This is a genomic window from Actinosynnema mirum DSM 43827 (assembly GCF_000023245.1).
GTDB lineage: Bacteria > Actinomycetota > Actinomycetes > Mycobacteriales > Pseudonocardiaceae > Actinosynnema > Actinosynnema mirum.
This window is the reverse complement of record NC_013093.1, coordinates 3,027,039-3,041,175: the sequence shown is the minus strand read 5'-3', so window position 1 is coordinate 3,041,175 and position 14,137 is coordinate 3,027,039. Positions and strand designations below refer to the sequence as shown.

The 14,137-nt window shown below is 76.4% G+C and carries 2 protein-coding genes; both read right to left on the bottom strand.

Annotated features, from left to right (window positions below):
- Nucleotides 1-38 precede the first annotated feature (38 nt).
- Nucleotides 39-4,859, bottom strand: a complete 4,821-nt coding sequence (locus AMIR_RS13415; protein WP_425358870.1) for a type I polyketide synthase — start codon at nucleotides 4,857-4,859, stop codon at nucleotides 39-41.
- Entirely contained in the window at nucleotides 4,856-14,134 is a 9,279-nt protein-coding gene (locus tag AMIR_RS13410) for a type I polyketide synthase (protein WP_015801506.1), read from the bottom strand. Before AMIR_RS13410 ends, AMIR_RS13415 begins: the two co-directional genes overlap by 4 nt.
- Between the last annotated feature and the right edge of the window lie 3 nt (nucleotides 14,135-14,137).

The following is a 14,137-nucleotide window of genomic DNA, read 5'->3' as shown; positions in this document are numbered from 1 at the left end:
GTCTGCCGTGCCGGAAGGGAAGTGACGTGCCTGGCGAATCAGGCCATGCCGAGCTCGTTGTCGATGAAGTCGAAGATGTCGTCGGCGGAGGCCGCTTCGAGCTGGTCGGCCACGGCGGGCCCACCGCCCGCGACGGCCTGGTCGAGCCTGGTGAGCAGGGCGCGCAACCGGGTGGTGAGGTGACCGGCCTCGATCTCCTCCGGCGCGAGGCCGGACGCGGCGATCTCCAGCCGGTCCAGCTCGGCCAGCACCGAGCCGACGGGGCGCTCGCCCTCGTCGACCAGCTCGCCGTGCAGCAGCTCCACGAGCGCGGCGGGGGTCGGGTGGTCGAACACGGCGGTCGCGGTGAGCCGGACGCCGGTGGCGGAGCCGATCACGTCGCGCAGCTCGACGGCGGTGACCGAGTCGAAGCCGAGGTCCTTGAACGCCCTGGTGGGCTGGACCTCGTCGGTGGTGGCGTAGCCGAGGGTGGCGGCCACGTGCGAGCGGACCAGGTCGAGCAGCAGGGCGCGGCGCTCGCCGTCCGGCAGCGGGGCGAGCCTGGCCGCGAGGTCCGAGCCGGTGCTCTCGCCGGGCTCGTCCACGGGGTCGAGCGCGGCCCTGACCTCGGGGATGGCCTCGATGAGCGGCCGGGGGCGGGACAGCGCGTAGGCGGGGGCGAAGCGGGCCCAGTCCATGTCGGTGACGACCAGGTGGGCCTCGTCGCGGTCCAGCACGCCCTGCAGGGCGGACAGGGCCAGCGCGGGGTCCATGGAGCCCAGGCCCATGCGGGCCAGGTGGTCGCCGGTCTCGCCGGAGGACATGCCGCCGCCGCCCCAGGTGCCCCAGGCGATGGAGGTGCCGGTGAGGCCGCGCGCGCGGCGGCTGCGGACGACGCCGTCGACGACGGAGTTCGCTGCGGCGTAACCGATCTGGCCGCCGGAGCCCCAGACGGCCGCGCCGGAGGAGAACACGACGAACGCGTCCAGCTCGCGATCGGCCAGCAGCTCGTCCAGGTGCAGCGCGCCGAGGACCTTGGCGTCGGCCAGCTCCGCCAGCTCGGCCACCGAGGCGTCGTCGACGCCGGACTCGCGGCGCATCGCGCCCGCCGCGTGGAAGACGGAGGTGAGGTCGGGCAGCGAGGCGACGAGCGCGGCGACGGCGTGCCGGTCGGCGACGTCGAGCGCCACGACCTCCACCTTGCCGTCCAGCTCCGCGCACAGCTCGGCCGCGCCGGGCGCGTCCGGGCCGCGGCGGCTGGCCAGCACCACGTGCTCCGCGCCGGTCTCCACCAGCCAGCGCGCCAGGTGCGCGCCGACGCCGCCGGTGCCGCCGGTGACCAGGACCGTGCCGCGCGGGGCCCACTTGGCCGCCACCGCGCCGCCGGGGGCGCGCACCAGGCGGCGGGCGAGGGTGCCCGCCGGGCGCACCGCGACCTGGTCCTCGGCGCCGGAGAGCGCGCCGACCAGGCGTTCCACCACGAGGTCGTCCACGTCGGCGGGCAGGTCCACGACGCCGCCCCAGGTCTGCGGCCGGTCGAGGCCCATGACGGTGCCGATGCCCCACAGGGCGCTCTGGCGCGGGTCGGCGGGCTCCTCCAGCCCGGCGCCGACGGCGCGCGAGGTGGCGAACCACAGCGGCGCGGTGACGCCCGCGTCGTCCAGGCCCTGCACCAGCGGGACCGAGGCGGCGACGCCGCGCGAGAGCGACGGGAACAGCGGGTGCGGCCGGTCGTCCAGGCCCAGCAGGGACAGCACGCCCTCGGGCAGGCCGCCCGCGACGGCGGAGCGCACGAGGTCGGCGGCGGCGGCCCGGTCCAGGCCGTCCACCCGCACCGGCAGCACGTCCGCGCCGCGCGTGGTCAGGCCGTCCACGACGGCGATGACCCGCTTGTCCTCGCGCAGCGACTCGGGCACCACCAGCAGCCAGGAGCCGGTGGCCACCGGCGGGACCGGCTGGTCGACGGCCCGCCACTCGACCCGGTAGCGCCAGGAGTCCACGGTGGACCGCTCGCGGAACCCGTCGCGCCACGCGGACAGCGCGGGCAGCACCGCGCCCAGCGCGGCCTCGTCCACGGACAGCTCGCGCGCCAGCGAGTCGACGCCGCCGGTCTCCAGCGCGGCCCACAGCGCGGCGGAGGCCGGGTCGGCCTCGGCGGCCGGGGCGTCGGTCAGCCAGTAGTGGGCGTGCCGGAACGCGTAGGTGGGCAGCCGGACCGGGCGCGCGCCGGGCAGCAGCGCGGCGAAGTCCGGGCGGACGCCGCCGCGCACGTGCAGCTCCGCCAGGGAGCGGGTGAAGCGGGCCAGGCCGCCCTCGTCGCGGCGCAGCGTGCCGGAGACGACGGTGGGCTGCTCGCGGGCGTCCAGGGTCTCGCCGATGCTCGGCGCGATCACCGGGTGCGGGCTGACCTCCACGAACACCGCGTGCCCCGACTCGGCGAGCGCCTGCACGGCCGGGGCGAACAGCACCGGGGAGCGCAGGTTCGAGTACCAGTAGCGGGCGTCGAGCTGGCCGTCGGCGACGAACTCGCCGGTGACCGTGGACAGCATCGGGATCGCGCCCGCGCGGGGGCTGATCGGGGCGAGGTCGGCCAGCATCCGCTGCTCGACCTCGACGACCTGCGCGGAGTGCGAGGCGTAGTCGATGTTGACCCGCCGGGCCCGCACGTCCCGCTCCTCCAGGACCGCGGTCAGCTCGGCGAGCGCGTCGAGGTCGCCGGAGACGACGGTGGAGGCGGCGCCGTTGACCGCGCCGAGGGACAGCCTGCCGTCCATGGCCTCCAGGTACGGCTCGACCTCGGCCAGCGGCAGCCCGATCGAGAGCATCCCGCCGCGACCGGCCAGGCTCTCCCGGATCGCGATGCCGCGCAGGGCGACCACGCGCGCGCCGTCGAGCAGCGACAGGTGGCCGCCGACGACGGCCGCCGCGATCTCGCCCTGCGAGTGGCCGACGACCGCGTCCGGCCGCACGCCGTGGTGCTCCCACAGCGCGGTCAGCGACACCAGGACCGCCCACAGCGCGGGCTGCACGACGTCGCCGCGCTCCAGCGACGGGGCGCCCTCGCCGCCGCGCACGGCCGCGATCAGGTCCCAGTCCAGGAACGCCGACAGGGCCTCGGCGCACTCGGCCATCCTCGCGGCGAACACCGGCGAGGTGTCGAGCAGCTCGGCGGCCATGCCCTCCCACTGGGAGCCCTGGCCGGGGTAGGCGAACACGATTTTGCCGACCACGTCGGCGGCGCCGGTGACCAGGGACGGGGACGGCAGGCCCTCGGCGAGCGCGGCGACCCCGGCCTCCAGCTCGGCGCGGTCCGCGCCCAGGACGACGGCGCGGCGCTCGAAGGCGGTGCGGGTGGTGGCCAGCGACCAGGCGACGTCGCGCGGCGAACCGACCTCGCGGGTGGCGAGGTGGTCGCGCAGCCGGGCGGCCTGCGCCTGCAGGGCGTCGGCGGTGCGGCCGGACAGCACCCACGGCACCACCGGGGAGGCGGCGGGGATCTCGGCTTCAGCGGTCTCGGCAGCGACCTCGGGGGCCTGCTCCAGCACGAGGTGCGCGTTGGTGCCGCTGATCCCGAACGAGGACACCCCGACCCGGCGCGGCCGACCGGTCTGCGGCCAGGTGGTCTCCTCGGTGAGCAGCGCGACGGAGCCCTCGGTCCAGTCGACCTCGGGCGAGGGCGCGTCGACGTGCAGGGTGCGCGGCAGGACGCCGTGGCGCATCGACAGCACGGCCTTGATCACGCCGCCGACGCCCGCCGCCGCCTGGCTGTGGCCGATGTTGGACTTGAGCGAGCCCAGCAGCAGCGGCTCCTCGCGGTCCTGCCCGTAGGTCGCGAGCAGCGCCTGCGCCTCGATCGGGTCGCCCAGGCGGGTGCCGGTGCCGTGCGCCTCCACCGCGTCGACCTCGCGCGCGGACAGCCGCGCGTCCGCGAGGGCCGCGTGGATGACCCGGCGCTGCGAGGGCCCGTTGGGGGCGGTGATGCCGTTGGACGCGCCGTCCTGGTTGACCGCGCTGCCGCGCACCACGGCCAGCACCTCGTGCCCGTTGCGCAGCGCGTCGGACAGCCGCTCCAGCACGACCACGCCCGAGCCCTCGGACCAGCCTGCGCCGTCGGCGGCGGCGGAGAACGACTTGCAGCGGCCGTCGGCGGCGAGCGCGCGCTGGCGGGAGAACTCGACGAACGTGTCGGTGGTGGAGATGACCGTGGCGCCACCCGCGAGCGCGAGCGGCGTCTGCCCGGAGCGCAGCGCCTGGCAGGCCAGGTGGATCGCGACCAGCGACGAGGAGCAGCCGGTGTCGATCGTCAGCGCGGGCCCCTCGAGGCCCAGGTGGTAGGCGACCCGGCCGGACACCAGGCTGCCGGAGCCGAAGCTGTTGGGGTAGTCGTGGTAGACCACACCGGCGTAGACGGCAGTCCTGCTGCCCTTGAGACCGGCCGGGTCGATGCCCGCGTCCTCCAGCGCCTCCCACGCGGTCTCCAGCAGCACCCGCTGCTGCGGGTCCATCTCGGCGGCCTCGCGCGGGCTGATGCCGAAGAAGCCGGGGTCGAACAGCGGCGCGTCGTGCAGGAACCCGCCGCGCCGCACGTAGATGCTGCCGGGGTTGCCGGGTTCGGGGTGGTAGAGCCCGTCGACGTCCCAGCCCCGGTCGCCCGGCATGTCGGAGGTGGCGTCGACGCCCCCGCGCAGCAGCTCCCACAGCTGCTCGGGGGAGTTCGCGCCACCGGGGTAGCGGCAGCCCATGCCGACGACGGCGATGGGCTCGCTCGCCCGGTCCTGCAGCTCGCGCAACCGCTGGTCGGTGTCGTGCAGCTCGGAGGTGACGCGGCGCAGGTACTCGCGGAGCTTGACTTCGTTGGAGGACATCGAACCACCGTTCACGAGTTGCCGAGCTTGTTGTCGATGAAGCGGAACAGGTCGTCGTCGCTGCCGTCCTCGATCAGCCCGGCCACGTCGTCGGCCTGCCCGGCGGGGGTGATCAGCGCGCGCAGCCGCTCGACGGCCTCGGCGCGCACCAGCTCGTCCACGCCGTCGGCGAACGCGGCCTCCAGGCGGGCGACGCCGTCGAGCACCGGGTTCCCGGCGGTGGGGGCGAGCTCGCCGCGCAGCTGCTCGGCGAGGGCGATGGGGTTGGGGTGGTCGAACACCAGGGTCGCGGGCAGCTTGAGCCCGGTCTCGCCCGCGAGCGCGTCGCGCAGCTCGACGGCGGTGAGCGAGTCGAACCCGGATTCGCTGAAGGACCGCTCGGGGCGCACCGACTCGGCGTCGGCGTGCCCGAGGACCAGGGCGACCTTGGCCCGCACCAGGTCGAGCAGCAGGGTGAGCTGGTCGGCCTCGGTCAGCTCGGCGAGCTTGGCGGTGATCTCGCTCGGGTCGGCCGAGGTCGATGCGGTGGCGCTCTCGTCCGGGGTGAGCGCGGCGCGCGCCTCGGGGACGGTGTCGAGGAGCGGGCGGGGGCGCGCCAGGGCGTAGGCGGGGGCGAACTTGGCCCAGTCCATGTCGGTGACGACCAGGTGGGCCTCGTCGCGGTCGAGCGCGCCCTGCAGGGCGGACACGGCCAGCAGCGGGTCCATCAGGCCCAGGCCCAGGCGGGAGAGCAGGGTCTCGGCGTGGCCGGAGGAGGCCATGCCGCCGCCGCCCCAGGAGCCCCAGGCGACCGAGGTGCCGGTGAGGCCGCGCGCCCTGCGGCGCCGGACGACGCCGTCCACCACGGCGTTCGCTGCGGCGTACCCGATCTGGCCGCCGGAGCCCCAGATCGCGGCGCCGGAGGAGAAGACCACGAACGCGTCCAGCTCGTGGTCCGCGAGCAGCTCGTCCAGGTTCAGGGCGCCCACGACCTTGGCGTGCGCGAGGTCGGCGAGGTCGGCGATCGACGCGTCGTCCACACCGGACTCCTCGCGCAGCACGCCCGCCGCGTGGAACACGGAGGTGAGGTCCGGCAGGGACTTCACCAGCGCGGCCACGTCGTCGCGGTCGGCCACGTCGCAGGCGACGACCTCCACCGCGCCGCCCAGCTCGGCGCGCAGCTCGGCCGCGCCGGGCGCGTCCGGGCCGCGACGGCTGGCCAGCACGACCCGCCGCGCGCCGGTCTCCACCAGCCAGCGCGCCAGGTGCGCGCCGACGCCGCCGGTGCCGCCGGTGACCAGGACCGTGCCGCGCGGGGCCCACTGGTCGGTGGTCTCCCCGCCGGGGGCGCGCACCAGGCGGCGGCCGAAGACCCCGGAGCGGCGCACCGCGACCTGGTCCTCCCCCGCGCCGGAGAGCACGCCCGCGAGCCGGTCGAGCACCCGCGCGTCGGTGAGCTGGTCCAGCTCGGCGGGCAGGTCCACGACGCCGCCCCAGGTGCGCGGCCGGTCGAGGCCCAGCACGGTGCCGACGCCCCACAGCGCGGTCTGGCGCAGCCCGCCGGGCCGGTCGAACCGGTCGACGGCGACGGCGCCGGAGGTGCCGAACCAGACCGGCGCGGTGACGCCCGCGTCGTCCAGGCCCTGCACCAGGGTCACCGAGGCGGCGACGCCCAGCGAGAGCGAGGGCGACAGCGGGTGCGGGCGCTCGTCCAGGCCCAGCAGGGAGAGCACGCCGTCCGGCGTCTGACCGCCGAGGGCGGCGCGCACCCGGTCCGCGACGCGCGCCCGGTCGGCCTCGGCGACGTCGATCTGGACCACCCGCGCGCCGCGCGCGTCGAGCGCGTCCGCGACGGCGTCGACCCGCTCGTCGTCCGGGCCGACCAGCAGCCAGGTGCCCTCGACCGCCGGGACGTCCTCGGCGAGCGAGCGCCACTCCACCCGGTAGCGCCAGGAGTCCACGGTGGACTCGTCGCGGATCTTCCCGCGCCAGGCCGACAGCGCGGGCAGCACCTCGCCCAGCGCGGTGGCGTCCACCGCGAGGTCGCGGGCCAGCGAGTCGAGCCCGCCGGACTCGACGGCGGCCCAGAACCGCGCGTCCCGGTCGTCGGCGACGGCGACGGGCGCCTGCTCGGGGGCGTCGATCCAGTAGCGCTCGCGCTGGAAGGCGTAGGTGGGCAGGTCGACGCGGCGGGCGCCGCGCCCGGCGTGGACCGCGGTCCAGTCCACGTCGCCGCCGAGGGCGAACACCCTGCCCACGGCGGTGGTGAGGGTGACGACCTCGTCCCGGTCGCGGCGCTGCGCGGCGATCGCGCCCGCGCCGCCGACCAGGCCGGTGAGCACGCCGTCCGGGCCGATCTCCAGGAACCGGGTCACACCCCGCTCGGTGAGCGCGGTGACGCCGTCGTGGAACCGCACGGCCTCGCGGACGTGCAGCACCCAGTGCTCGGGGTCGGTCAGGTCGGCCGACCCGTTGAGGTCACCCGGCGCGGCGAGGTTCGACACCACCGGGGTGGTGGGCGCGCTGAACGCGATCCCGGCCACGACGGCGCGGAACTCGTCCAGCATCGGCTCCATGAGCGGCGAGTGGAAGGCGTGCGAGACGCGCAACCGCTTGGTGCGCCTGCCGTCCAGCGCGGCGGCGATCTGGCCGACCGCGTCCTCGGCGCCGGAGACGACGAGCGAGGTGAGGCTGTTGACCGAGGCGATGCCGACCCGGTCGGTCAGCAGCGGCAGCACCTCCTCCTCGGTGGCCTCGACCGCGAGCATCGCGCCACCGGTCGGGAGCGCCTGCATCAACCGGCCGCGCGCGGCGACCAGCCTGCACGCGTCCTCCAGCGAGAACACCCCGGCCACGTGCGCCGCCGCGATCTCGCCGATCGAGTGCCCGCTCAGGTGGTCGGCGCGCACGCCCCACGACTCCAGCAGCCGGTACAGCGCCACCTCGAACGCGAAGATCGCGGGCTGGCTGTACCCGGTGCGGTCCAGCAGCTCCCGGTCCTCGCCGAAGACCACCTCGGCCAGCGGCCGGTCCAGCTCCCGGTCGACCAGCTCGCACACCGCGTCGAAGACCTCCCGGAACACCGGGAACGCCTCCCGCAGCCCGCGCCCCATGCCCAGGCGCTGCGAGCCCTGCCCGGTGAACAGGAACGCGGTCAGCCCGGACCCGGCGCTGCCGGTCACCGCGTTCGGCGCGGCCTGCCCGGACGCGACGGCGCGCGCCCCGGCCAGCAGCTCCTCGGCGCTCGCGCCGACGACCACGGCCCGCTGCTCCAGCGCGGCGCGCGTGCCGCCCAGCGACAGCGCGACGTCGGCGGGCGCCAGGTCGGCCACGTCCGCGACCAGCCGCGCGGCCTGCGCGGCCAGCGCGTCCTCGCCGCGGGCGCTGATCGGCCACGCCACCACGTCGGTGCGCACCCGGACCGGCTCGGCGGGCGCGGCCTCGGCGGCGGGCGCCTCCTCCAGGATGGTGTGCGCGTTGGTGCCGCTGACGCCGAACGAGGACACGCCGATGCGGCGCGGCCTCTCGCGGGCGGGCCACGGCCGCGCCTCGGCCAGCAGCCGGACGTTGCCCTCGGTCCAGTCCACGTGCGTGGACGGCTCGGTGATGTGCAGGGTGCGGGGCAGCACGCCGTTGCGCAGCGCCAGCACGGACTTGATGACGCCCGCGACGCCGGACGCGGCCTGCGCGTGCCCGATGTTGGACTTGATCGAGCCCAGCCACAGCGGCTCGTCCCGGTCCTGCCCGTAGGTCTTGAGGACGGCCTGCGCCTCGATCGGGTCGCCGAGCGAGGTGCCGGTGCCGTGGCCCTCCACCGCGTCCACGTCGGCGGGGGTGAGCCCGGCCGCCGCGAGCGCGCTGCGGATGACCCGCTGCTGCGCGGGGCCGTTGGGGGCGGTCAGGCCGTTGGACGCGCCGTCCTGGTTGACCGCCGTGCCGCGCACCAGCGCCAGCACCGGGTGCCCGTTGCGGCGCGCGTCCGAGAGCCGCTCCAGGACGAGCACGCCCGCGCCCTCGGACCAGCCGGTGCCGTCCGCGCTGTCGGAGAACGGCTTGCAGCGCCCGTCCGGGGCCAGGCCGCGCTGGCGGGAGAACGCGATGAACGGGGTCGGGGTGGCCATCACCAGCACACCGCCCGCGAGCGCCAGCGAGCACTCGCCGGACCGCAGCGCCTGCGACGCCAGGTGGATCGCGACCAGCGACGAGGAGCAGGCGGTGTCCACCGACACCGAGGGGCCCTCGAAGCCGAAGGCGTAGGAGACCCGGCCGGAGAGCACGGCGGCCGAGGTCGCGGTGGCCAGGAACGCCTCCACCTCCTCGGGCGCGTGGTCGAGCAGGTCCGCGTAGTCCTGGCCGCCGGTGCCCGCGAACACGCCGACCCGCTTGCCGCGCAACGACCTCGGGTCCACCCCGGCGCGCTCGACGGCCTCCCAGGTCAGCTCCAGCAGCACCCGCTGCTGCGGGTCCATGGCCAGGGCCTCGCGCGGGGACACGCCGAAGAACGCGGCGTCGAACGAGCCCGCGTCGTGCACGAACCCGCCCTCGTGGACGTAGCTGGTGCCGGGCCGGTCGGGGTCGGCGTCGTAGAGCGCGGCCGAGTCCCAGCCCCGGTCGGTCGGGAACGGGGAGATCGCGTCCACGCCGTTCGCGACGAGGTCCCACAGCTGCTCGGGGGTGCGGACGTCGCCGGGGTAGCGGCAGGCCATCGACACGATCGCGATGGGGTCGTCGTCCACCGGGGCGGGCGCGGTCTCGACCTCGTCGGCGTCGCGCGCGCCGACCAGCTCGGCGCGCAGGAACGCGGCCAGCGAGACCGGCGTGGGGTGGTCGAACACCAGGGTCGCGGGCAGCCGCACCCCGGTCGCCGCGCCGAGCCGGTCGCGCAGCTCGACGGCGGTCAGCGAGTCGAAGCCGAGGTCCTTGAACGCCCGGCCTGGATCGACCCCGGAGGGGTCCGGGTAGGCGAGGACGGCGGCCACGTGGGTTCTGACGAGGTCCGCCAGTGCGCGGTGCTGCTCGGACTCGGGCAGCGCGGCCAGCCGTCCGGCCAGTTCGGACCCCGCCGGGGTCGGCTCGGTCCCGCCGTCCAGCGCGAGGATCTCGCGGACCTCGGGCAGCGCGTGCAGCAGCGGCCGGGGCCTGGCGGCGGAGTAGGTGGGGGCGAAGCGCGACCAGTCGAGGTCGGCGACGACCAGGTGGTGCTCGTCGTGGTCCAGGGCGCGGCCGAGGGCGGCCGTGGCCAGGCGCGGGTCCATGGGCGGGATGCCGTGCAGGCGCAGCGCCTCGCCGAGGGCCTCCTCGTCGACCATGCCGCCGCCGCCCCAGGTGCCCCAGGCGATCGAGGTGACCGGCGCGCCCCGGTGGTGGCGGCGGTGGGCGAGGGCGTCGAGGCGGGCGTTGGCCGCCGCGTAGCCGGACTGGCCCGCCGAGCCCCACACGGCCGCGCCGGAGGAGAACAGCACGAACGCGTCCAGCTCGCGGCCGTCGAGCAGCTCGTCGAGGTGGTGGGCGCCCGCGACCTTGGCGCGGCCGGTGGCCACGAAGTCGGCGAGCGGGGTGTCGCCCAGGTGCGCCTCGTCGGGCAGGGCGCCCGCCGCGTGCACCACGCTGAGCGGGCCCTCGGGCAGCGCGTCGACCAAGGCTGCGACGTCGGCGCGGTCGGCCACGTCGCAGGCCACGACGGTGGTGGTGGCGCCCGCGGCCTCCAGCTCGGCCTTGAGCTCCCGCGCGCCGGGCGCGTCCAGGCCGCGGCGGCTGGCCAGCACGAGGTGGCCCGCGCCGCGCTCGACCAGCCAGCGCGCCACGTGCGCGCCGACGCCGCCGGTGCCGCCGGTGATCAGGACCGGGCCGCGCGGGGCCCAGTCGCGGGCCGGGGCGGCGGTGAGCGGGGCGCGGACCAGCCTGCGGGCCAGCACGCCCGCCGGGCGCAGCGCGACCTGGTCCTCGACCCGGTGGGCGAGCACGTCGACCAGGCGGTCGAGCGCGGCGCTGTCCACCTCGGCGGGCAGGTCCACGACGCCGCCCCAGGTGAGCGGGTGGTCGAGGCCCAGCGCCCCGGCCAGGCCCCAGACGGCGGACTGGGCGGTGGAGGCCAGCTCCTCGAACGGGTCGACGGCGACCGCGCCCCTGGTGAGCAGCCAGGTGGGGGCGGTGACGCCCGCGTCGCCGAGCGCCTGCACCAGGGTGACGACGCGCTCGACGCCGTCGCTGATCGTGGGGTGCTCGGCGTGCGGGGTGTCGTCCAGCGCGACGAGCGCCAGCACGCCCTCGACCTCGGCCCCGCGCAGCTCGTCGGCGAGCGCGGCCCGGTCGTGGTCGGCCGGGTCGAGCAGCACGGCGGACGCGCCGCGCGCGGTGAGCCGCTCGGCGGCGGAGGCGGCCAGCGGGTCGCCCTCGGGGGCGACGAGCAGCCAGACCCCGGACAGGCGCAGCGCGGGCGGCTGGTTCACCGGCCGCCACGTCACGCGGTAGCGCCACGAGTCGGCGACGGCGCGCTCGTTGCCGCGCGCCCGCCACCCGGCCAGCGCGGGCAGGACGCGGTCGACGTCGTCGGGGTCGGCCCCGAGCAGCTCGGCCAGCTCCGCGTTGTCGACGGCGCGCCAGAACTCCTCGTCCGCGCGCTCGACGGGGGCGGTGGTCCCCTCGGTGGGCTCCAGCCAGTAGCGCTGCGCCTGGAAGACGTGGGTGGGCAGGTCGACGCGCGCGCCACCGGGGTGCGCGGCGGTCCAGTCGACGGCGTGGCCGTGGGCGTGCGCCCGCGCGACGGCGGCGGCGAACGCGGCGACCTCCTCGCGGTCGCGGCGCTGGGTGGCGGCGAGCGCGGTGGTCTCCGGGTTGAGGAAGGCGCGGGCCATGCCGGTGAGCACGCCGTCCGGGCCGACCTCCAGGAACCGGGTGACACCGCGGGACTCCAGGAACACGACCCCGGCGTGGAAGCGCACGGCGGCGCGGACGTGCCGCACCCAGTAGTCGGCCGAGTCGAGGTCGCCGGCGGTGGCGGACTCGCCGGTCACCGTGGACACCAGCGGGATGCTCGGCGCGTGGTAGGCCAGGTCGGCCGCCACCGCGCGGAACTCCTCCAGCATCGGCTCCATGAGCGGCGAGTGGAACGCGTGCGAGACGCGCAACCGCTTGGTGCGGCGGCCTTCCAGGGCGGCGGCGATCCGGTCGACCGACTCCTCGGCGCCGGAGACGACGACGGACGTGGGCCCGTTGACGGCGGCGACGCTGACCCGCTCGTCGAGCAGGGGGAGGACTTCCCCCTCCGTCGCCTCGACGGCGAGCATCGCGCCACCGGTCGGCAGCGCCTGCATCAGCTTCCCGCGCGCGGCGACGAGCCTGCACGCGTCCTCCAGCGAGAACACGCCCGCGACGTGCGCGGCGGCGATCTCGCCGACCGAGTGCCCGGCCAGGAAGTCCGGCTTCACGCCCCAGGACTCCAGCAACCGGTAGAGCGCCACCTCGAACGCGAAGATCGCCGGCTGGCTGTACCCCGTGCGGTCCAACAACTCCTGGTCGTCACCCAGCACGACCTCGGCCAGCGGCCGGTCCAGCAGCGGGTCGAACAGCGCGCACGCGGCGTCGAAGGACTCCCGGAACACCGGGAACGCCTCGCGCAGCCCGCGCCCCATCCCCACCCGCTGGGAACCCTGCCCGGTGAACAGGAACGCGGACAGCCCGCTGCTCGCGACCCCGGACTCCACGGACGGCAGCGGCACCCCGGCGGCGATCGAGCGCAACCCGGCCACGAGGTCCTCGCGGGTCGAGCCGACCACGACGGCCCGGTGCTCCAGCGCGGCGCGCGTGGTCCCCAGGGACAGCGCCAGGTCCAGCCCGTCCGCGTCGCCCTCGGCGACGAACGAGGCGAGCCGGTCGGCCTGCGCGGCGAGGTCGGTCGCGCCGCGCCCGGACACCGGCCACAACCGCACCGGGAACCGCGTCGGGTCGGCGCTCTCCTCCACCGGCTCGGGATCGGGGGCCTGCTCGACGATGGTGTGCGCGTTGGTGCCGCTGATGCCGAACGAGGACACGCCCGCGCGGCGCGGGCGCCCGCCGGTCTCCGGCCACGGCCGGGCCTGCGTGAGCAGCTCCACCGCGCCCGCGCTCCAGTCGACCTGGTCGGTGCGCTCCTCGGCGTGCAGGGTGCGCGGCATGAGGCCGTGCCGCACCGCCATGACGACCTTGATCAGGCCGGCGATGCCCGCGGCGGCCTGGGGGTGGCCGATGTTGGACTTGACCGAGCCCAGCCACAGCGGCTCGACGCGGTCCTGCCCGTAGGTGGCGATGAGCGCCTGCGCCTCGATCGGGTCGCCCAGGACCGTGCCGGTGCCGTGCGCCTCCACCAGGTCGACCTGCGCGGCGGACAGCTCGGCGTCGGCCAGCGCGGCGCGGATGACCCGCTGCTGCGCCGGGCCGTTGGGCGCGGTGAGCCCGTTGGACGCGCCGTCCTGGTTGATCGCGGAGCCGCGCACCAGCGCCAGCACCGGGTGCCCGTTGCGGCGCGCGTCCGAGAGCCGCTCCAGCACGAGCACGCCCGCGCCCTCGGACCAGGCGGCGCCGTTCGCGCCCTGGCCGAACGAGCGGCAGCGGCCCTCGGGGGACAGCGCGCGCTGCTTGGAGAACTCCACGAACAGCTGCGGCGTGGCCATCACCGCGACGCCGCCCGCGAGCGCCAGCGAGCACTCCCCCGACCGCAGCGCCCGCGCGGCCAGGTGCACGGCCACCGACGACGAGGAGCAGGCGGTGTCGATGGTGACGGCGGGGCCTTCGAGGCCGAAGGTGTAGGCGACGCGGCCGGACACGACGCTGCCGGAGGTGGTGCTGTCCGGGTAGTCGTGGTGCATGACGCCGGTGAACACGCCGGTGGCGGTGCCCTTGAGCGTGGCCGGGTCGATGCCCGCGCGCTCGAACGCCTCCCAGGTGGTCTCCAGCAGCAGGCGCTGCTGCGGGTCGGTCTCGACGGCGTCGCGCGGGCTCATCCCGAAGAACAGCGGGTCGAACTCGGCGGCGTCGTGCAGGAAGCCGCCCTCGCGGGTGCAGGTCTTGCCCGGCTTGCCCGGCTCCGGGTCGTAGATGCCCTCCACGTCCCAGCCCCGGTCGACCGGGAACCCGGAGATCGCGTCGACGCCGTTCGCGACGAGGTCCCACAGGTCCTCGGGCGAGCGGACCCCGCCGGGGTAGCGGCAGGCCATCGACACGATCGCGATGGGCTCCCGGTCGCGGTCCTCCAGCTCGCGCACCCGCCGCCTCGCCTGCTGGAGGTCGGTGGTGGCCCGCTTGAGGTAGTCGCGGAGCCTGTCGTCGTTCGCCATCGG

Coding starts and splice junctions, on each gene's coding strand:
- AMIR_RS13410 (WP_015801506.1), bottom strand. CDS start 14,134: ATGGCGAACGACGACAGGCTCCGCGACTACCTCAAGCGGGCCACCACC.